Consider the following 21,172-nt stretch of genomic DNA (forward strand, 5'->3'; position numbering starts at 1 on the left):
AGGATGAGTGGAGCCGGAGTGTATGGGTTGGAAGGCGCGGTAAGCTTGCCGCGCCTTCCAACCAAAGCGAGAGAATCGGTCATTGATCTGCGGCGCATTATGTATCTGAGTGCGCAGGGAAACTATACGGTCTTTCATTTGGAAACCGGCGAACAGGTGTTGACCTCATTACCATTATGTATTTATGCGACGTTATTGGAAGAGCATGGATTTATGCGTATTCATAATCGGAGCGCCGATGCGATCGTCGCTACTGAATCTGCATTATTTGGGTCAATGCCGTATTCATCATTATATAAGCCTGACTTTACCTGAAGGAAAAATTCCGGGAATTGCCGGGAAGGCACAGAAGAGTTTTCACTTCCTGATATACCTCAAACATTTTTCCAATGCCCGGATTTGTATCAAAAGAGTATTTCCCTAATTGATCAGGTCACTTAACTTTCAATTAAGCATTCTATACTCCGTCGGCGACTGCCCCACCTTTTGTTTGAACAGGCGGGTAAAATGCTGCGAATACTTAAAGCCCAATTCATAGGATATCTCATTGATGGATCTGCTTTGGTCAAAGAGTGTTTCTTTCGCCACATCAATCACTTTCGTTTGTATATACTCCTGAGCTGTTTTTCCTGTTTCTCTTTTGATCAAATCGCCAAAATAGCCGGCAGATAAGTTCAATGCATCTGCACAATAAGCGACCGTAGGTAAGCCAATGGTTTGCAGGCTTTCTGACTTAAAATAATCGTTCAGCATCGTCTCAAATCGTTCCAAAATTCCCTTGTGGACCGTATCACGCGTAATAAACTGGCGGTCATAAAACCGGGTACAATACTTCAAAAACAGTTCAATGTTATCTACGATCAGCATTTTGCTGTGCTTGTCAATGGCATGTTCCAATTCATAGCCAATTTTAGAAAAGCAGTCCAACACAATTTGTTGCTCCCTCTCCGATATATGCAGGGCTTCATTGGACTGGTAACTAAAGAAGGTATAGTCTTGAATATGTTTTCCTAAGGGCGTACCATGAATCAGATCAGGATGGAACACCAAAGCATACCCCTTCGGCAGCGCAGGTTCTCCGCTGCTCTCCACCTTAATCACCTGTCCGGGGGCGATGAACACCAGCGTGCCTTTTTGGTAGTCATAGCTCCCTCGGGAATGGGAGAACCGGCCTATCCCCCGGTTTTCGGTGCGTTGGCCAATGCCCTTTACAAAGCTACAGGGAAGCGATTCTATAATCAGCCATTCACTCCCACTTTACTTTAGATTTTGTAGAGATTATTTTTACTGAACCATATAAGACATATAAGGTAATGTTATTTATTTATATGCCTTATATGGGTCTTCCGCTGCTAATTGTTCAAAGAAGCCATATCAATAACAAAACGATATTTAACATCTTCTCTTTCCAAACGTTCAAAGGCTTCGTTGGTCTGATCTACATTGATGAGTTCAATATCCTTTGCGTTATAGGTGTTTGTTTGATTGCTTTCGGTATTTTTGATGAGAAACGTTACTTCAGTTTGAGGAATATTTCCGGCATTGTTGCCAAATCCAGCGCATTCATATCCACCAACTTCAGTGCCTTCACCATTTTAAGGGTAGAGGTCTTATACTTTTGAAAATGAGGCGTTTTCAAATGCAACTCGTACGCCTCTCGGTTGGCATATATTTCCAAAATTCTTATTTGTGCGGGATTTTCCTTTTGGTACATTGGAAAAATGGCCAGAACTCCCGGCTCCAATTTTACCGATGCTGCCGCTTCTTCTTTCAAGATCGCTTTGTATTCTTCGAGATTGTCAGGAAAAATTTCAACTTCCGCAATACGTACCATCATCTCTTTTTGTTGAGCAGACGTTGTTTTGTACGAAAAAACCAGACCGATTGTTAATAGAAAAAGAAAGGCAGTTTTAGTAACCTTAGGTTGAAAACGGATGATATTCTGCTTCATTTTGTTTTGTTTGTTTTGCAGTTGTACTTATCACTTTGATTTAGCAGCGGCTTTGACTTTCTCCAACACTTTTTTAGCCGCTGCTGCCCGGCGTTTTCCGACGTGTTTTTCTATTACCACAACTACCTGTTCTAATTGATATTCGGTAAGGCCGGTATTCATTCCTACTCCTAAGTAAGATTGTAACTTTTGATTTATTTCTTATTGACTTCATTGTATTCCTCTTCAGACACTCCCTGTAACCACACTACATTCTCATCGCCTTTGAAATTGGTAACAGCGATATGAACCATTCCACTGTTGGCCGAAGCGCCGTGCCAATGTTCTACATTTTCCGGAATGTTTATCACATCCCCTTTTTTCAAGACCTGTGCCGGTTTGCCTTTTTCCTGATAGAACCCTTCGCCTTCGGTAATGATCAATACCTGTCCTTTCGGGTGTGTATGCCAGTTGGTTCTTGCTCCGGGTTCAAACGTTACGTTTCCCAAGGCAAACTCATTGTTTTTGTCCTTTGCCAGTAAAGGTTTTAAATACGCATTTCCGGTAAAATATCCATTCGTTATCCTTTCTCCTTTGGGAAAAATGGGAGTGGTGGTTTGATCAGCCATTTCAGTATGATTTTTAGGATTATTGCAAGCCGTTATTGATACTATACATACGATAAATGCCACCGGTGCCGGTAATTTTGTTCTCATTGTAAACTGTTTGTGTTATTGAAAAGCGCATTATTGAATGGGTTTTATTGACAATGAAGAGCAACCGTACGTTCAACTGATGCTCAGTACAAATGTCGGATGTACAACGCTCTTTCGGTTTATATATATTACTGATTTATTTACCACTTTTACTGATATTACTTCAAAGAAGAGGTGCATTAGTTCAGGAGCTACCTACTACCGGGCCTTTCAGCCGTAATGACTGCTTTTTAAACACTTTCGGGAGAATATCCCTAAAAGTTACAGCATTTGAAAATGACAGGTTATTCGATATATGGGAAAATTGCGCTGAAGAGTGGGATTTTTTTTTCTGAAAATATACCGTTATCTTCATTCGCAGGTGCAGAACCCTTTAACGCAACGATTACTATTGTATAGCTTCCGGTTAATATGAAGATAGTGCTACTATTCTTTTTAATGACCTTTTTTCGCTTTTCTTTGCTTCCGGCAGTGAATAGTCTACCGTATTTTTTGGCTTCATCTACTGAATCAGCAACGGTTTATCCTGACGTTGAGTATTTTAAAGTATACCCCAACCCTGCCTACGAATTGGTCACCATTGAGATCGCCATGAAACTCCCTGCCCGTATCAGTATTCAAATGATCAACGAGGAAGGAAAAGTCATCAGAACCTTAGCGAATGATCTTTTTCCCGTGGGCAGGCATTTCTTCGAAACTACACTTAACAGCGTTCCCTCAGGCACTTATGTGATTCGCTATGAAAAACGCGATAAGGTGTTAACCCGAAAAGTGGTGATCAAATAATATTATTTTCCTGCGTTTAAGTAATACGACAAAATTATTCACGCAAAGCCGCAGCTTTGCGTGACAGTTAACATAAATGCCTACGGGTACTTAAATAAAAAATCCGGCAATTACAGGTGTCGAACCGCCTGTAATTGCCGGATTTTTTATCTATCGGCTAAAACCTCCTAGTTTTTAGGCATTGCAAAAATGCTCACATCTATTGTCGGATTGACTTCTACTTTTGTGATAGTGGTAGTGATCACTCCTGCCTGTGGATTGGTGATCTCGGTGATCGTAGGGAAAGAAATGCCGTCAAAAACTTTATAATTGGACATTTTGGTTTCCACTTCTACATCCTGACCGCTCACATTGACCTTAATGGCGGTTTTGATGATATTAAAATTCTTACTGTCAATAAAATGGGTCATGCTTGTGCCATCTTTGGAAACCATTTTCACTTTATAGACTTCGGTTCCGTCAATGGTTTCTTTGCCCAATAATTCGGCCGTTGTGCCCACCGATTTGTAATTCGTAATTCCTGACAAATCCAGTTGGCTTACCGAGGCCTTCAGTTGATCTTCGGGCAACGCAACGGGTGTTGTACCGGCCATTGGGTTGATCATCCAACCTTTGTCTCCGTCAATGGCCATAATGATGGATTGGCCCATTGCGTCCATTTCATTCCGCATCCCACGCTTGTGTACAATGACCGATTTGGTGGGAATATCCATCCCCATTACACTCAAAGTACCTTCCATCCGCAACGATTTCAAGCTGTTCAACTTTTCCGCTCCTCCCCTCGCCTGAATCGATTTGTTTAAAATCTCTTCGGCGGTTTGAGCTGCCACCGTCATCGCAGTACCTGCGAAGAGGGCAATTAGTACAATTAGTTTTTTCATATTTTTAAAACGATTAAAATGCCGATTTTAGGCGAAAGGTAAAACGAAATAAAAGAGCGAAAACAAGCTTTAGATGAAATCAAGCACCTTGTTTAACGCTTGATACATAGGAAGTAATTGCCTCTGCGAGGTTTTCGTTTTGTTGTATTACCCGAATAAACGCACTTCCGATGATGGCACCGCTTGCATGTTGGCAGGCTTTTTCGAAGGTTTCGTGGTCTTTGATTCCAAAGCCGATCAAGCGTGGATTACGCAAATTCATGGCGTTAACCCGTGCAAAATACGCCTCCATGTCTTGGCTTACGCCTGTTTGTGAGCCTGTTACGCTTGCCGAAGAAACCATATAAATAAACCCTTCGCTGTTGCTGTCGATCTGACGAATGCGTTTTTCGGAGGTTTGAGGCGTGATCAGGAAAATATTAAGGATACCGTAGCGGTCAAAGATCGGTTTGTAGAATTCAAGGTATTCATCGACGGGCATATCGGGCAAGATCAGTCCGTCAACACCTACTTCAGCGCAATGTTGGCAGAAATTCTCGATCCCGAACTGAATCACCGGATTGATGTATCCCATCAGCAATACGGGCAATGAAACTTCCTCACGCATACCGCGCAGTTGTTCAAACAGTTTTTTGACACTCATGCCGTTTTCCAATGCCTGTTGATTGCTGATCTGAATGGTTTCGCCGTCGGCTACGGGGTCAGAGTAAGGCATTCCGATTTCGACCAGATCAGCGCCTGATTCCTGTAGTGCTTTTAAGATCGTGCGGGTGTCTTCCAGTTTTGGATAACCGGCCGTAAAATACAGGTTAAGATTGTGGGTGGGGTGGTTTTGAAAAAGCGATACAATGCGATTCATGGAGTTATTGAAATTGAGGTTCGTTATTTGTTAGTGGGTTATTGAAAAATTAGCCTTCGTCACTAATTAATAACTCGCGGGGCAAAAGTAATTTTTTCTCCTTCCACCACCAAAGATTCTATTTCCCTCTTACTTTGGGAATTGCATATTTGTTAAACTCAATTTACATTTGACTCCGGATCGTTTACCCTAAAAACACTCTTTGTTCATGAAAAAAGTCTTCATTTTTTGCCTTTTCAGTTCCTTGTGGATTTCTCAGATCAATGCCCAAGACCTTAAAGCGTATCAAAATTATGATTTTGTGGCGGGCGATAAACTCATTTTTGCCGATGATTTTTCGAAGGATAAAGACGGTGAGTTTCCTTCCCGTTGGAAATTGATCGAGGGACAAGGCGTGATCAATACTCAAAATGACGAGAAGTATATGGCTGTTACCAAATATTACACTGTTATTTCTCCCCGTTTAAAAACGCCTACGTACCTTCCTGCCAATTATACCGTCGAGTTTGATTGTTATCTTGATGCCGGATATGACAGCAATCCGGGCATCATGCTTGGATTTATGAAAGGCGACGAAGTGGCGGTATTGATCCCCGACCGCGCTCAAGTCACTTTTTCGTACCCGGGCGGAAATTTAACGGGCGAAATGCCCGCCGATATTCTCAACGAACTCTTTTTTGACAAGTGGAACCACATTGCGGTAGCGGCCAAAGACAATCAGCTCAAAGTGTACGTGAACCAACACCGCGTACTGAGCGTTCCGGAAGTCGGATTTGCCGCTACTTCCCTGACCATCAAAGGCAACGCCAGCGACGGCAAAAAAATGTTCTTCAAGAATTTTCGGTTGGCCGAAGGAGGCGATATGAACCTCATTGACAAAGCCCTTACCGATGGCAAATTCATTACCAGCGCCATTCTGTTTGACGTAAATAAAGCAACACTTAAGCGCGAAAGTATGGGCGTTTTGAATGAAGTGGCCAAGTTCATGAAAGCTAATGCAAGTGCCAAATTTGAAGTGGGCGGCTATACTGATGCCGACGGTGACGATGCCGCGAATCTAACGCTTTCGCAAAAACGGGCCGATACCGTCAAAAATCAATTGGTCAGCATGGGCATTGATGCAAGCCGCCTTTCTCCCAAAGGTTACGGCGAAGCCAAACCCATTGCCGACAATGCCATTCCCGAGGGGAAAGCTAAGAACCGACGTGTTGAATTTGTAAAAATGTAATACCTGCCGAAATGAAAAACTACCTATCTTTTGGTATACTTTTTATTTTATCAACGACCCTGCTCCTCGCTCAGGAAGGTCGCCCTGCCCTACCCGCCGAAACCGCCGAAGAACTGCGCGTATTACAGGCCATTCACGATGCATTGCCCCGCGACTGGAAAGGATGGAAGGTAGAAGATGAAACGGCATTGCAAGGTCGGGAATGGTTTCATGAAGGCAGCGAGGCGAGTAAATATCCTTTTCAGCACGAATATAAAATTACGTATGTCATTGACCTAACGCCCGAAGAAGCCCAACGCCGACGCACTGCCTTTGAGCGCGACACACGAGATATGATGGTGAAAGTCGAAGAATTGGAGGCCGGTACGCGCGTAGAAGTGCAAATTTGGGTCAACTATTTTGAAGACGAAACCCGGTCAAAAACGGCACCGGCAACCAAAACTATTGCGCCTTTCAACCTAACGCTTTGGGGCCCTAAAGCCGGAAAATTCTTTTTGGGAGATTGGAAATTGACCAAAAATCAACCCACTGACGACGGCGTAGAGCTTGCGTGCCGAGCCGTTAAACGTACCGATGTATCAATGGGGCAAATTCAAGCATTGAAAATGTACGTTAAAACCACGCCTGCCATTCGTGAAGAATTCCTCAAAAAGTTGAACACACAGGGACTCAAGGCATTGATCGGACAAAATTTCTTAAATCAAAAAGTCATCACGGTTTCCAATGCCAAGGAAAAACCGCCGGTCAAACCCCTTGAAGGTAAAAACGTGTTTTGGTATACCGTTGACGGTGGTCCGTTTACAAATCAAAAGGTGATGATCAAACATTCCGAAACGATGGAGCAGGCCTACCTGCGCAACAATCATCCCGACCCTAACGTAACCCAAAATGCGGTTACTCGGTTACTTATTCAGGAAGATGGCGACACTAAACTTCGCACTCCGTATCCATTTGCCGATATTACGGTTCCGTTCATTCGAAAAACGGGTGAATTTGACGTATTGACTTCGGAAGAAATGTCGGGTAAAACTGCCACTTTTTCAACGGGTATCGGCTGTTGGAACGGTTGTGAATGGAGCATCAGCCCGGTACGTGTCCACATTAATGTCACCCGATATGATCCCGTCGGGGGATTTGTGGAAGGCACGTTCAGCGGGGAGGCGATTGCGGTCTATAAAGCCAACGAACCCATTGAGCATAAGCCTAATCCCATTAAAATTAAAGACGGTTATTTTAAGATACGAAGAAAAGAAGATCGGTATTGACCGGTCCGGGAACGTTGGTTCATAACCAAAGATTGACCAACGTTCCGCCTTTCACTTTTTTGGTTACGGTGGCGGAATCATCCAACACTACCGTGGTGCCGTCTGCCCCCAGATCCCACAATTGACCTCGAAGAAACACATTCACGCCTTTTGTAAGGCCTCCTTCGGCTTTGGCTCGGCCACCCATCGCGTGTTTGAGCCAGGCCTGACCTTCGGTTATTTTGCCGATGTCGGCTTTCGCATCGCCGGGCGTTGGCGCTCCGCTGTAACCTCCCCATGGTTTGTCCCAAGCCCCGTCAGTCAATGAATAGGAAGGGATAACCACAAAATCGGCTTTTTTGGTTTTTAAATTTTGATACGCACTGCTAAACCACGAATCAGCACAAACCATTACCCCTAAACGACCAATAGGTGTGTCGAAAACGGGGTTTTCCCTAGGATCAACGGGACAAACAAACGACAGTTCATCGCCGGTAGGAAATGCTTTTTTAACCAATTTATCGTATAAACTTCCGTCTGGGCGAAAGACCGCCGTTACATTATACAGCCTTCCTTTATGCGTTTTTAACTCTCCTCCAACCACATGCGGGTCAGGCAATAAAATGGACCCTGCCACAATGGTAACTTGATATTTTTTGGCTAATTTGGCAAAGACTCGTTGGTAGATTTCCGCCATTTGCGGGGCTTTTAGGGCAAAAACAGCGTGTTTTACGCTATCTTTAGTCGAATCAGGCACGCTTGCCAATTGCGTTACAAAACTGAATACATTACTCATTACCATTGAGGTAAGTCCTTCATCAATCGTTTTTGCTTCATACACGCTGCTTTTTTCGTTGGCTACCACCAACCATGTTCCTAAATATTCGGGTAAAACGACGATGGTTTTTTGAGGAATCAGCCAATTTTCAGTCTTGGCTCTTTCGAAATAAGCGTCTAAAAATTGCTCAAAATTGGCTTCGGAAGCGTAACAGGCAGGTAACACATAGGGCTGAATGCCCAATAAGTTGCCTTTATCGGTATCTTTTCCAAAAGATCGGACATAGCTAATGTTTGCCGGCGGTGCGACGGGCGGCGTTTTTCCGATCACCGACCAAAGCAGATAAATACCAAACAACAGCACTAAAGCAAAAACAACTTTTCTGAGCATTGGCTGAATAATTTGTTTGCAGATTTCAGATTCCTTCGGAATGACAAAAATGGGTTACTTTCTCCACTGAAACGACTTTGCATCAATGGCCCGCATGGTACACAATACGCCGTTGAGGTGATCATATTCATGCTGCAACAATTCCGAAAGGCTGTCTTCCATAGTCCATTCCTGAGGTTGCCATTGTTCGTCCAAGTAATTGATGGTAATGGATTTATGACGTTTCACTTTGACCAATAAGTTGGGAAAACTCATGCAATCGTCCCATAATTCAAACAAATCTTCGCTGAGATGCGTCAATTCAGGATTAATAAAAACGACCGGTCTGTCAATGTTCATGTAGATCAGGCGCTTCATAATGCCCAATTGAGGTGCGGCAATGGCTCGGCCAAAACCATATTGGGCACGCACTTCCTGCATAACATTGTGCAGGTCGGCTACCCAACCTTCCACTAAATGGCTTTCTTCGGGCAAAATCGGAGAACAGGTTTCGTACAAACGAGGGTCGCCTAAAAGAAGCAGATCGGCTAATGTTTTCATGTACTTAAAAGAAGTCGTTATCAAAGGTATACTTTCCCGCAACTTATTATAATAAGTGATAAGTATGTTGAAGCAGTACGTCTCTTTTTATAAAAAACTCAAACCTCCCAATGAAGATGCCTAATGCACCATTTAAAATCATTGTCTTACTGAGTTTGGCCACGGTTCTTTCATTTACCGGGACCAATACCATTCAAAATGAATACCGTGCAGAAACGGAAGCTGATTCTAACCAAGTGTATGTTCCTGACGATCTGGAAGCCACACTTTGGGCCGAAGCTCCCTTGTTTTATAATCCGACCAACATGGATATTGACGCCAAAGGGCGCGTTTGGATCACAGAAGCGGTCAATTATCGTAATTTCAATAATAAACCTGACCAAAAACTAAGCTTTACAGAAGGCGACCGCGTCATGATTTTGGAAGATACCGACGGCGATGGGAAAGCCGACAAATCGAAGATTTTTGTGCAGGACAAAGACTTGGTGGCGCCTTTAGGAATTGGGGTAATCGGAAATAAAGTGATCGTAAGTTGTGCTCCCAATATCATTGTGTATACCGACGAAAACGGCGATGATATCCCCGACAAAAAGGAAATCTTATTGACCGGGTTCGGTGGCCTCGACCATGACCATTCGCTGCACTCACTCACGGCCGGCCCTGACGGACGTTGGCACTTCAATACGGGAAACGCCGGTCCGCACAATGTTAAAGACAAAAGCGGCTGGGCACTCCGCTCCGGAAGTATCTACACAGGAGGCACGCCCTATAACAAAGAAAATAAAGCAAATCAAAAAAGCGACGACGGGCGCGTCTGGGTCGGTGGTTTGGCCTTACGCATGAATGCCGACGGAACCGGTTTGAAAGTAATGGCCCACAACTTCCGCAACAGCTACGAGATCGCCATTGACAGCTACGGAAATTATTGGCAAAACGACAACGATGACCAAGTCGTTACCTGTCGTACAAGTTGGGTCATGGAAGGTTCAAATGCAGGTTATTTCAGCGCAGATGGTTCACGTTTCTGGCAAGCTGACCGCCGCCCCGACCAAGACATGTTCACGGTACATTGGCATCAGGAAGACCCCGGTGTACTCCCGGCAGGTGAGAACACGGGGGCAGGTTCTCCGACAGGGATGCTTGTGTACGAAGGCGATGCATTGGGCGAAAAATACCGTGGTACTGTACTCAGTTGCGAAGCAGGGCGTAATGTAGTGTGGGCGTATTGGCCGCAACCCAAAGGTGCGGGTTATGATTTCAGCAAACGCATTGACCTGATAAGTTCATTTCCAAAAGTCGAGGCCCATTATATATGGAACGAAACCGGTCAGGACAAACGCAAATGGTTCCGCCCCAGCGATGCCGCTACCGGCCCTGACGGTGCTATTTACGTGGCCGACTGGTACGATCCCGTCGTAGGCGGTCACCAAATGCACGATAAAAAAGGCTACGGACGCATTTACCGAATTACGCCCAAAGGCAAAAAACTCACAACACCCAAAATTGATCTAAGCACTACCGAAGGTCAAATCGCCGCCCTCCGAAATCCTGCGATCAATGTCAGAAACTTAGGTTTTGTCGCGTTACAGGCGAAAGGAGAAAGCGCTGTTCCTGTGGTAAAAGGGTTATTAAATGACCCAAATCCTTACGTACAGGCAAGAGCAATATGGCTGCTTGCACAATTGGGTGGGCAGGGAAAAGCTGAAGTGCTCAAAGTATTGAACGAAAATAAAGATGAAAATTTACGGATTGCGGCTTTTAGGGCTTTAAAAGCCGATTACAAATCGGCCAAAGCAAACGTCGGGATTGCAAATCCCGACGGGCAGTCCGGGGTAACAGCCCCCTTTCCCTCAGAGGGGAAAGGGTTGGGGATAGGGGTTTTGCGCGAAATAGCCATCTCCCTTCGCGACCTTCCGTATGACCAATGTAAAGATCAGTTCAAGGAGCTCGTAGCCGCTTTCGATGGACAAGACCGCTACTATCTCGAAGCATTAGGCATCGGCTTAGACGGAAAAGAAGAAGCATTTTATAAAGAAGTACGTAATTCCTGGCCCAAAGACCCAACCACATGGTCACCAAAACAGGCTTGGCTAACGTGGCGATTGCATCCCAAAAGTGCAGTAACGGATTTGCAGCTTCGGGCCAATGCCAAAACATTATCAGCTGATGAGCGCAAACGTGCCATTACAGCGTTGGGCTTTATCAAAGACAAAGCCGCAGCCTTGAGTATGCTTGAATTGACAAAAAGTCCGCTGAAAGATGTATCAGAGCAGGCTTTTTATTGGGTCAATTTCCGTAAAACCAACGATTGGCAAGACTTGCTTGATTGGAAGGAAGCCACCGTTGCTCAACTTTCACCGGGGCAGAAAAAAATGTTGGAGTGGCAAAAAGTAATGATGGATACGACAATTGCTACTCCTGAACGTGAGAATGCCGCCAAGATTTTAGCTGCCGACCTTTACGGCGGGCAATTATTGTTGGCGTCTGCAAGTGAATACAAAATCCCGAAAGTAGTGAGAGCTACCATTGCCGAACATATTTTCAACAACCCTGACCGAAGCGTTCGGATGATGGCCGGTGATTATTTTCCGCGCCCAAGTGGCAAAGGTCTATCGGTGAGTTTGGCCGCCGCCATGCCATTTAATACAGAAAACGGGAAAAAGATTTTCCAAACCAATTGTACTTCCTGTCACCGTTTTGAGAAAGATGGAAAAGACATTGGCCCTGATTTAACCTCAATTGGTAAAAAATTTGATAAAAACGGCCTGCTCGATGCCATTATCAATCCAAGTGCCAGTTTGGCATTTGGTTACGAACCTTGGATCATCCAAACCAAAGACAAAAATACCTACTACGGATTTTTGGTAGGCGATGGCGCGACGGTCATGTTAAAAGATGCTGCCGGAAAAACAACCTCAATCAAAGCAAGTACCATCGCCTCGCGTCAACAACTCAAAAACAGCCTCATGCCGGAGCCTTCTTCGTTGGGCTTAAAAGAAAAAGACCTGTCCGACTTAGCAGGTTATCTTTTAAAATTACCTTCGCAAAAATAAAATACATCCGTCCGAGAGTTCAAAACTGTCGGACGGGTAGCGTTATAAACCGTCGGACGGATGCTTTGCTTTAAAAAGCAGGATACAATGAGACCTCAATCACGATTTTTTCTATTCCTTTTTCTTTCCCCTTTCAACCTTTTTGCCCAAACCGGTTCACTGACCTTATGGTACGATAGACCTGCGGCTGTATGGTCGGAGGCGTTGCCGTTGGGCAATGGCTACATGGGTGCAATGGTGTTTGGTGACCCTTTGAAAGAACATTTGCAACTCAATGAAGGCACATTATACTCGGGTGACCCAAAAGGCACGTTCAAAAACATCACTATTCGCAAAGACTTTAAAGAAGTCAGCAATCTGTTGAAAGCGAAGAAATACCAAGAAGCACAGGCGGTTATTGCCAAAGAGTGGCTGGGGCGAAACCATCAACTGTACCAGCCAATGGGCGATTTTTGGGTAGAAATCGACCATAAAAATGAGGCAATTACTCATTACAAACGCAGTTTGGATTTAGCAACGGGCACGGCTCATACTCAATACAAAGCGGGCAATACCACTTACAAAAGAACTTATTTTGCCAATTATCCCGACCATGTGATTGTGGTAAAAATGACCGCCGAGGGAGGTGGTAAGCTCAACGGCACATTTCATTTTTCTACCCCACACGAATCTACTGCTCACTATTCTGTACAGGGGAATACCTTGACCATGCAGGGGAAAGTACCGGGTTTTGGCCTGCGAAGGAGTTTTGAACAGGTGGAAAAACTGGGAGATCAGTATAAATATCCCGAACTGTACGATAAAAACGGCCAACGTAAGCCGGAAGTAGAGAATTTGTTATACGATAAAAAAACAGAAGGATTAGGTATGACCTTTGAAACTCGGGTAAAAACGATCCACAAAGGCGGCTCTATCAAAGATGAAAAAGGCAAGATAAGCATAAAAAATGCCGACGAAGTGATCTTTGTGCTAACCGCCGCCACGAGTTTCAACGGTTTTGACAAAAGCCCGGCGTATGAAGGCACTAACCCAAAACTGCTTATTAATCAATACTTTAAAGCGATCGAAAAGAAAACCTATGTTGATCTGTATAAAGCGCATTTGGCCGATTATAAAAAACTATTCGACCGAGTTGACATTCATCTGGCGGCTGAAACAGAACAATCGCTGTTGACGACCGACAAACGGGTAGAGCTTTTCGCTAATGGAAAAGACCCTTCCTTTGCCGCTCTTTATTTCCAATATGGACGCTATTTGATGATTGCCGGTTCAAGGCCGGGCGGGCAGCCACTCAACCTGCAAGGCATCTGGAACGACCTTATGGTGCCTCCCTGGAACGGTGCTTATACCATCAATATCAACGCACAAATGAATTATTGGCCGGCAGAACTGACCAATTTATCTGAGTGTCAGGAGCCATTTTTTAAAGCCATTAAAGAACTTGCCGTCAATGGGCAGGAAACGGCTCGAAATATGTACGGCAATGATGGCTGGGTAGCGCATCACAACATGGATATTTGGCGTCATGCCGAGCCCATTGATAATTGTAACTGCTCATTTTGGCCGATGGCCGGCGGTTGGCTAACGAGCCATTTTTGGGAGAAATACCTGTATAACGGCGATAGAACCTTTCTGAAAAAAGAGGTTTTTCCGTTGCTGAAAGGCGCGGTTCAGTTTTATCAAGGCTGGTTGGTAAAAAACGAACAGGGCTATTTGGTCACGCCCGTTGGTCATTCGCCCGAGCATAATTTCATTTACGAGGATAAAAAACAAGCTACTTTCAGTCCCGGCCCCACGATGGACATGGCCATCATCCGCGAATCTTTTGCGCGTTATTTGGAGGCTTGCAAAATTTTGGAAATAGATGAGCCATTGGTCAACGATGTTCGTCAAAATTTGGCGCAGTTGTTACCTTATCAAATAGGCAAATACGGTCAATTGCAGGAGTGGCAGGAGGATTTTGAAGACGGTGAAGTGCAACACCGCCATTTTTCACATTTATACGCCATCCACCCAAGTAATCAGATCAATCGGCAAACCACGCCCGAATTAGCCGCGGCCGTTGAGCGAGTCATGGAACGCCGAGGCGACTTAGCCACCGGTTGGTCGATGGGTTGGAAAGTCAATGTTTGGGCGCGCCTACACGACGGCAACCGCGCGTTAAAACTCATTACAAATCTGTTTAAATTGGTCAAAACCAATTCGACTCACATGCAGGGTGGCGGCACGTACCCAAATCTTTTTTGCGCACACCCTCCCTTTCAGATCGATGGCAATTTTGGGGCAACGGCGGGTATTGCCGAAATGCTCGTGCAAAGTCACGCGGGAGAAATCCATTTGTTGCCGGCATTGCCCCAAGCATGGCATACGGGCAGCGTAAAAGGGCTAAAGGCCCGAGGCGGTTTTGAAATTGATATGGAATGGAAAGACGGCAAATTGACCAAAGCTGTTGTTCATTCAACGTTGGGAGGTCATTGCCGAGTCAGAACAATGCAAAAAATGAGCGTGCAAAATACGCCTTCCGAAACTGTAAACGGCGAAAATCCGAATCCGTTTTTTAGCTTTATCAACGCAGGTACACCCATCATCAAAGACAAAACAAAGTCCAATGCAACCCCTGTTGTTCAGGGAATTACATTGGACTTTAAAACAGAAAAAGGGAAACGATATGTAGTGAATTAATAAAGTCTTCCTTTTGAAGAGGGTTACTTAAGAACCGAAAAATAATAAATATGTAACCGAGAAATGTAAAAGTGATACTTTGTTAATGAGTATTCTGTTTTTAAAAATCCCTTCTATATTTTACATTTCTCGGTTTTACATTTTACATTAATACAAGTTATTTACAACCGCACCACTTCACCCGAACGCACCGATTCATCGCACGCAAAAGCAATTTGAAGACTATTGACAGCATCGGCCATGTGGTCGGTGAGGTCAACATCTTCTGCAATTGCTTTCAGGAAATAGTTTTGTTCGCGGTTGCAGAGCTCTTGGTGATTCGGTTCATCGGTCAGGTTTATCCACTCGTCTTCTTTCACAAAATTGTTGTTTGCGTCCAGATCCGCGTGGTGCAATCGCAACGATTCGGTTTTGGTATGCGCATCTACGTTATCTGATTTCCCGCTTCCACCTGCATCTTTGGCCACGATGGAGACACATCCTTTTGGCCCAACAACGTCTTTTACGAAAAACGCCGTTTCGCTCATCATAGGCCCCCACCCTGCTTCGTACCAACCCACGGAACCGTCTTCAAAGCGAATTTGCAGTTGTCCATAATTATAATTTCCGGCCGGAATTTCTTCGGTCATGCGCGCCCCGATGGCCGATACCCACACGGGTTTTGAGCGCGTCATTTGGCACATTACATCAATGTAGTGCACACCGCAATCTACAATTGGGCTTAGGCTTTTCATGAGGTTGCGATGAACATCCCACATATAGCCGTGACTTTGCTGGTTGAGATTCATTCTCATTACCAACGGCTTACCAAGCGTTTGTGCCAATTCCACAAATTTTTCCCACGAAGGATGATGACGCAAAATGTAACCTACAACCAATTTCTTATTCGCTTTTACGGCAGCTTCCACTACCCGTTTGGCTCCTTCGACGGTATCGGCAATGGGTTTTTCAATAAAAACATGCGCACCGTGTTCAAATGCCATGATGGCAAAGGCCTCGTGGGTATCGGGGTAAGTTGAAATGCAAACCGCATCGGGCTGCGTGGCTTTCAGCGCTTCTGCATAATCGGAATACAGCGGATAACCGCCACCCAATTTGTCATTTAAAACTTCTTTGCTTTTTCCGGTAGAAACAATGCCGCAAATTTCAAAGCCTTCGGAGGTATGATAAGCTGTAGCATGCGATGCGCCCATGTTTCCGCATCCAACGACCAGAACGCGTACAGGTTGAGTGAGTGTTGACATAAATAGATATAAAGGAGAAATGATTTTGGCCGTAAAAGTACAACTAACCGCTTTACCTACTACTATTCCCGGTCTTCAATTCAAGCATCACTACTTACAATTCATTCATTCTATTTCTCATTCAATACATGACTTAGTTGAAATCAGACGTCTTGAAGCTGAATTTTGGATCGTTCATTTATTCGTAAAAACATTAATCATATACAGCCATGAAAGTTTTAAAACTTATTCCATTTCTATTCTTAGGCGTTTTCGCCTGTCAAACTCCCCAAGACATTGATCCTAATGATCCTAATGCCGAACAGCCGGCTTCAGAAAAAGGGACACCAACCGAAGTAGGTCAACCCGTAGGAGCAGCTTTTTCCCAAACCATCGGTCCCGAAGGCGGTAGTATTTCCACGCCTGACAATAAGATCACGTTTACGTTCCCTGCGGGTGCGGTCAGCAAGCCGACGCCAATTACCATTCAACCCGTTGAAAACAAGGCGTTTGTCGGTATTGGACTCACCTATAACATCACCGCTCCTGATACGAAATTGAACAAAAATGCGGAGATGACCCTCCACTACACTCCTGAAGACGTAGAAGGCGCTGCTCCGGAAGTATTGGGAATTGCTCATCAGGACCAAGAGGGTATTTGGCAAAGCCGTGTTGATGTAAAAGTAGATAAGGTTAACAAAACCGTAAAAGCCCCCGTCAGCCACTTGGCCCATTGGGCTTTTTATGAGCAATTTTTCATTGAATGTGATAAAAAGGAAGTGGCATCCGTCGAGCAGGTAAAATTCGTAGTAAAATTTCCGGAAAGACGCACCGACGCTAAACCGGGTGATCCTTATGGCGACCTGATGCCTTTGAGTCCACATCAAATCATCTCGGCTTCCCGAGTAGTGCGCCGGACCATCAATGGAGTGACCGACGGCAGCAAGGAAGGCGATAACTATGCAAACGTTGGTCAAATTACTGAAGATCGCTCTCTCGCTAAAGCTACTTACACCGCCCCCGCCCGTGAACCGGACAATAATCCCGTAGCCATTGGCGCAGAAATTGATCTTAAACAGTTAGGTCACATCATTTTAGTGAAGAATGTTCGGGTCGAATCAGGTGCTAATCTCTCGATCAATGGTTCTTACGACGCCAATCCCAATGTGATGCTGACCGTCAATGGAAATAAATTACAAGGTGCCATTACCGACTCAACGGGTTTGAAAATGATAAGTTTCAGCATCGAAGGCTTTCACGGGGATGGAGTCTATGGTTTCGGGCCTAACGGCGGCAGTCAAATTATAGCGCGTATCTCACAGTTTACCATAGGAACGCACGGATATTATAACGACCGCGCCGAATGGATTTCGGGGAAGGCAACGGTCACCATTTCCAATTACAAAGGAAAAGAACGCCCAATGATCGGCAAAATTTCGGGAACGTTCTTTCGGGGAACCTCACCGTTTTCAGCCTCTGCCAAGTTCAAAGCAGTACCGGCAGTCCTTTAGTTAATTGCAATACGATAATCGTTATGCTTACAGTTAAGCAATTCTCTTCCTTAACTGTAAGCATAACTACAATTCATGCGTTGTTTTTCTCAATTCATGCATGAATTTGCTCAAATAAAAATGGATCGGCACCTGTGGTGTTCAAATGTGCATTATCTTCAAATCATCAATGCATTTTGGCAACGTGGTGTCATGAATCAAAGCCCGCTTCGACCCTCTTTTTTTTCTTCCGCCGAGTGGCGTTATCATTTATTGATGATGCCGTTGCTGTTTCCGGTCGGCAATTATTATTTCATCGGAATGCATTATTTCCGTCATCTTTCCATTTTTCTCATCGGTACAGGCGTTGTTTTCGGGCTTTATTGGCTTTCCATCATTGTATTGACGATGGCCGTACGTAAAGTACTTGCCCTTATTCCGGAAGCATTTATTATAAAGCGCATCATCGTCATGCTGCTCGTGGTGGGATTGCTCACCAGCCTACAGGCAGTGTTTGATGTATGGATATACATGTTCCGGGCTGAAAATAATGTTCAGTTGGTCTAAAGTGCAACCTATCTGGCTCTTAGGATTTGTTTTTGATATTTTTATCTACGTGGCACTAAGTTTATTCTATGGTTATTCCAAATGGAAAGAAGAGCAGGAAAAGACCATTTCAGCTTTTACACCCGTTGCACCCGCCATTGCAAGCCGTCTGTCGCTTAATTACCAAGGGTGGTGGTCGGGAGTAAGTCCTTTGGAGTGGGGATTTCATGGGTTAGCGCTGTTGGTCTTTGTACCGTTGGCCAACTATCTTTTCATTCGGCCTCACTACTGGAACGACCATCTTTTATTAACTCTTGGCTCGGCAGTAGTGGTGATGCTTTACATGCCCTGCGCAATGTTGCTGACACTCTCGGTACGTTTGGCCATTCGTACGTTTCCTCATTTACGTCAAACGCTCTACCGTATTTTACTGATGCTTTTTCTTACAGGAATGGTATCGACCGTCGCAGCATTCGGGGTACTTTGGGTGATGAGTCAAATAGAAGTGCTGGGCGTAGAGTACCGGCTTTCAGCATCGAAAAGTTGATCAAAGAACTTCAACTCCAACAGCAACCCGTTGGCTATCGAAAACGTTTTTTAGTGCGTCAAGGCCAGCGTTTATTGTCCATTGAAACCGGCGATATTTCCTACTTTTTTACCGACGAACGCTTTAGCTTTTTTCGAACCCACAGCAATCAGAAATTTCTGGTGGATTACACCCTCGATGAATTGTCGGATAACCTGGACCCGCAGCAGTTTTTCCGAATCAGCCGCAGTGTCAAAGTCACGCACCAAGCCGTTGAACAAATTCAACCCTATTTTGGCAATCGGTTGTCATTGGTACTTCATCCCGTTTTTGACAAAGAAGCCATTGTAAGTCGCGAAAAAGTAAGCGATTTTAAGAAATGGATGGGGAAATAGCGGTTCGGAAATAATGGATAACGAAAAAGTACAAACAAGTCTTGACAAAGTCATTTTTTATTTGTAACTTTCTTAAAATCAAACATTTCCGAAACCATGAACACGATTCAACGCATCGAACATTGGGGCGATACGCATCATCCTGCCTGGATGGACGTCCTCCGAATTGCCCTCGGTCTGCTTCTTTTTATGAAAGGAGTGAGTTTTATCAGTGATACCTCACAGATTTCCGAATTGGTCAATGACATTAATTTTACGTTGAGTTCGGTCATTGCGGTACATTACGTCGCTTTTGCGCACTTAATGGGAGGTTTTTTGATTGCGTTGGGATGTCAAACCCGATTGGCGATCATTTTTCAATTGCCGATTTTATTCGTAGCGGTATTCTTTGTCAACCTAACGCGGGGCTTTTCTTACCTCAATTCTGAGCTTTGGCTTTCGTTGACCACTCTCATTCTATTGATGATCTTTCTGGTCATTGGTTCGGGCAAATTCTCGATGGATGAATGGATGAAAAATCACCCACACTAACAATATCTGCCACCAAAAAGGGAGCCGTTGTGGCTCCCTTTTTGGTGGCAGATATTGTTGCACTTAACACCTAATTGCCAATGCTGCTTTAATAACGGGAGAATAGGATAAAATACGGCATCGGCAAAATTAATTAGTATTCTTCTCTATTTTATGGCAACATAACTCGTCGGTACAATGACCATAAAAAACCAAAGAGTGCTGTAAAACCCGCGTCTGAAACCAATCTCCCACGGTGTTTTCAATGGTAGCCATACGCGGATCACAAAACTCTTTCACATGATGGCAATCCAGACACACTACATGATCGTGCTGACGGCTGCCGAGTGTACGTTCATAGTTCGAGGAAGCAGTAGTACCGAATTGATGTTTTTTGATCAAGCCTGCATCGGCAAAAAGCTCCAGTGTATTGTAAATGGTAGCCATGCTGAGATGGAACCCTTTGCTTAACAGTATTTCCCGAAGTTGGTGAGCGTCAAAATGATGATGATCTTGATGCGAATATATTTCCTCCAATATGGTGTAGCGTTCCTGAGTGCGGCGGTAGCCTTTCAACTCCAAAAACTGGTCAAGTCGCAGCGTAGCTGCCTGGAGATGTGAATTTTGCATATTCAAATGAATAAAACTAACTGATGTATCGACGCCACAAAGTTAATTTTATTTAGAATAAATACAATTAAATTGTATGATTAGATGTATACAGTCATTCCTTTTCTTTCCGAAAAGAAATACCCTTACGCTGCAAATAGGCTTCCAGATCCAAAAAGCTCGTTGCCTGCGCCATCAGTCCCTGCAAATCATTGATCTCGTGCGGCATGAATCCATATACGCATGCACTGCCGATGGGTTGGAAGATGATTTTACGTCGAAGGTAAGTGCAGTAATTGCTTTCATCTTTTGAGTCAATGCTTCCAATTTCATCCGCAAAGAATTCAAGCGACCAAATGTCAAAATAGGTAAGTAACATTTGCCCGAACTCGATTTGAAAATGACCGTGAAAACGGCAACGATATACGCGACCCAATCGGCTTTCTGCACTGATCTCAAATGTACATTCTTTCTCTGATGGATCCATAACTTCGTCTTGTTGATGCGGCAATGCGTTGTGCCTTAGCCAAGCTCCGATTCTTCAGGAAACGAAGCTTGGCTAAGGGCTTAACTGGTTATCAATAGAGATGCTTTTGGGCTATTTATTGTTTTAATATCCTCCTTTTGCAGAACCAAACACAATCAAATCAATTTAGCCGACGAAGGGGAGAAAATTGTAAAATTCAGGTCTTCAAAAAGAATAATGAATTCAGTCAATCATCAATTTCACATACACATTTAAAAGCTTTTTTTCAGGTTGAGATAAGGCTCGTGCTGAAAATTTTC

Annotated in this window: 21 protein-coding genes and 1 pseudogene; 11 read left to right on the plus strand and 11 right to left on the minus strand. The window is 44.3% G+C overall.

All coding sequences use genetic code 11. The features are described from left to right. Positions 1-3 precede the first annotated feature (3 nt). Positions 4-315, plus strand: a complete 312-nt coding sequence (locus tag ACQY73_RS03040; protein ID WP_428661265.1) for a hypothetical protein — start codon at positions 4-6, stop codon at positions 313-315. A 129-nt stretch (positions 316-444) separates the two neighbouring features. Here the strand turns inward: ACQY73_RS03040 and ACQY73_RS03045 are convergent. The 4 genes and pseudogenes from ACQY73_RS03045 to ACQY73_RS03060 form a co-directional block, all read right to left on the minus strand. Further along, positions 445-1,155, minus strand: a pseudogene (locus ACQY73_RS03045) (helix-turn-helix domain-containing protein); the annotation flags it as partial. A gap of 358 nt (positions 1,156-1,513) precedes the next feature. Continuing rightward, positions 1,514-1,951 carry a putative quinol monooxygenase gene (locus tag ACQY73_RS03050; protein ID WP_428661268.1) on the minus strand — a complete coding sequence of 146 codons (438 nt, stop codon included), beginning with the start codon at positions 1,949-1,951 and terminating at the stop codon, positions 1,514-1,516. 30 nt (positions 1,952-1,981) lie between these two features. Next, positions 1,982-2,113 (minus strand): hypothetical protein, encoded by a 132-nt coding sequence (locus tag ACQY73_RS03055; RefSeq protein WP_428661271.1) that lies wholly within the window; start codon positions 2,111-2,113, stop codon positions 1,982-1,984. Between the two features lie 32 nt (positions 2,114-2,145). After that, positions 2,146-2,646 carry a (R)-mandelonitrile lyase gene (locus ACQY73_RS03060; protein ID WP_428661274.1) on the minus strand — a complete coding sequence of 167 codons (501 nt, stop codon included), beginning with the start codon at positions 2,644-2,646 and terminating at the stop codon, positions 2,146-2,148. A 492-nt stretch (positions 2,647-3,138) separates the two neighbouring features. On the opposite strand from ACQY73_RS03060, the gene ACQY73_RS03065 reads away from it, so the two are divergent. Continuing rightward, on the plus strand, positions 3,139-3,432 hold the full coding sequence (locus ACQY73_RS03065) for a T9SS type A sorting domain-containing protein (protein WP_428661277.1): 294 nt from the start codon (positions 3,139-3,141) through the stop codon (positions 3,430-3,432). Positions 3,433-3,599: 167 nt separating this feature from the next. Here the strand turns inward: ACQY73_RS03065 and ACQY73_RS03070 are convergent, their stop codons facing one another. Beyond that, entirely contained in the window at positions 3,600-4,313 is a 714-nt protein-coding gene (locus ACQY73_RS03070) for an outer membrane lipoprotein-sorting protein (RefSeq protein ID WP_428661280.1), read from the minus strand. Positions 4,314-4,392: 79 nt separating this feature from the next. Further along, entirely contained in the window at positions 4,393-5,172 is a 780-nt protein-coding gene (gene trpA, locus ACQY73_RS03075) for a tryptophan synthase subunit alpha (protein ID WP_428661283.1), read from the minus strand. 208 nt (positions 5,173-5,380) lie between these two features. On the opposite strand from trpA, the gene ACQY73_RS03080 reads away from it, so the two are divergent. Both ACQY73_RS03080 and ACQY73_RS03085 read left to right on the plus strand, forming a co-directional pair. Further along, on the plus strand, positions 5,381-6,400 hold the full coding sequence (locus ACQY73_RS03080) for an OmpA family protein (RefSeq protein WP_428661286.1): 1,020 nt from the start codon (positions 5,381-5,383) through the stop codon (positions 6,398-6,400). A gap of 11 nt (positions 6,401-6,411) precedes the next feature. Next, positions 6,412-7,665 (plus strand): hypothetical protein, encoded by a 1,254-nt coding sequence (locus ACQY73_RS03085; protein WP_428661289.1) that lies wholly within the window; start codon positions 6,412-6,414, stop codon positions 7,663-7,665. A gap of 19 nt (positions 7,666-7,684) precedes the next feature. On the opposite strand, the gene ACQY73_RS03090 is transcribed toward ACQY73_RS03085, so the two are convergent. Further along, positions 7,685-8,812, minus strand: a complete 1,128-nt coding sequence (locus ACQY73_RS03090) for a carbon-nitrogen hydrolase family protein (RefSeq protein WP_428661292.1) — start codon at positions 8,810-8,812, stop codon at positions 7,685-7,687. 54 nt (positions 8,813-8,866) lie between these two features. Next, entirely contained in the window at positions 8,867-9,352 is a 486-nt protein-coding gene (locus ACQY73_RS03095; protein WP_428661295.1) for a peptide deformylase, read from the minus strand. A gap of 116 nt (positions 9,353-9,468) precedes the next feature. Between ACQY73_RS03095 and ACQY73_RS03100 the strand changes: the two genes are divergently transcribed. Both ACQY73_RS03100 and ACQY73_RS03105 read left to right on the plus strand, forming a co-directional pair. Continuing rightward, complete coding sequence (locus ACQY73_RS03100; protein WP_428661298.1) at positions 9,469-12,405, plus strand: PVC-type heme-binding CxxCH protein; 2,937 nt, start codon at positions 9,469-9,471, stop codon at positions 12,403-12,405. An 87-nt stretch (positions 12,406-12,492) separates the two neighbouring features. Then, positions 12,493-15,087, plus strand: coding sequence for a glycoside hydrolase family 95 protein (locus ACQY73_RS03105; RefSeq protein ID WP_428661301.1), 2,595 nt, complete (start codon positions 12,493-12,495; stop codon positions 15,085-15,087). 161 nt (positions 15,088-15,248) lie between these two features. Here the strand turns inward: ACQY73_RS03105 and ACQY73_RS03110 are convergent, their stop codons facing one another. Further along, positions 15,249-16,331: a Gfo/Idh/MocA family protein gene (locus tag ACQY73_RS03110; protein WP_428661304.1), complete on the minus strand. Its 1,083-nt coding sequence runs from the start codon at positions 16,329-16,331 to the stop codon at positions 15,249-15,251. Positions 16,332-16,540: 209 nt separating this feature from the next. Here ACQY73_RS03110 and ACQY73_RS03115 point away from each other — a divergent pair, with 209 nt between their 5' ends. The 5 genes from ACQY73_RS03115 to ACQY73_RS03135 all read left to right on the plus strand — a co-directional run bounded on the left by ACQY73_RS03115 (position 16,541) and on the right by ACQY73_RS03135 (position 19,798). Next, complete coding sequence (locus tag ACQY73_RS03115; RefSeq protein ID WP_428661307.1) at positions 16,541-17,821, plus strand: hypothetical protein; 1,281 nt, start codon at positions 16,541-16,543, stop codon at positions 17,819-17,821. 75 nt (positions 17,822-17,896) lie between these two features. Next, the gene (locus tag ACQY73_RS03120) at positions 17,897-18,367 is read left to right on the plus strand and encodes a hypothetical protein (RefSeq protein ID WP_428661310.1); all 471 of its coding nucleotides are present in this window, start codon (positions 17,897-17,899) and stop codon (positions 18,365-18,367) included. Then, positions 18,351-18,893: a hypothetical protein gene (locus ACQY73_RS03125; RefSeq protein WP_428661313.1), complete on the plus strand. Its 543-nt coding sequence runs from the start codon at positions 18,351-18,353 to the stop codon at positions 18,891-18,893. Before ACQY73_RS03120 ends, ACQY73_RS03125 begins: the two co-directional genes overlap by 17 nt. Continuing rightward, positions 18,890-19,267, plus strand: a complete 378-nt coding sequence (locus ACQY73_RS03130; protein WP_428661316.1) for a LytR/AlgR family response regulator transcription factor — start codon at positions 18,890-18,892, stop codon at positions 19,265-19,267. The genes ACQY73_RS03125 and ACQY73_RS03130 overlap by 4 nt, the downstream gene beginning before the upstream one ends. Positions 19,268-19,363: 96 nt before the next feature. After that, positions 19,364-19,798, plus strand: coding sequence for a DoxX family protein (locus ACQY73_RS03135; RefSeq protein WP_428661318.1), 435 nt, complete (start codon positions 19,364-19,366; stop codon positions 19,796-19,798). Between the two features lie 129 nt (positions 19,799-19,927). Here ACQY73_RS03135 and ACQY73_RS03140 read toward each other — a convergent pair whose 3' ends face one another. Both ACQY73_RS03140 and ACQY73_RS03145 read right to left on the minus strand, forming a co-directional pair. Continuing rightward, the gene (locus tag ACQY73_RS03140; protein WP_428661321.1) at positions 19,928-20,407 is read right to left on the minus strand and encodes a Fur family transcriptional regulator; all 480 of its coding nucleotides are present in this window, start codon (positions 20,405-20,407) and stop codon (positions 19,928-19,930) included. Between the two features lie 94 nt (positions 20,408-20,501). Further along, complete coding sequence (locus ACQY73_RS03145; RefSeq protein ID WP_428661324.1) at positions 20,502-20,873, minus strand: DUF6686 family protein; 372 nt, start codon at positions 20,871-20,873, stop codon at positions 20,502-20,504. Positions 20,874-21,172 lie beyond the last annotated feature (299 nt).

The organism is Runella sp. (genome assembly GCF_965279615.1).
In the GTDB taxonomy this organism is placed as follows: domain Bacteria; phylum Bacteroidota; class Bacteroidia; order Cytophagales; family Spirosomataceae; genus Runella.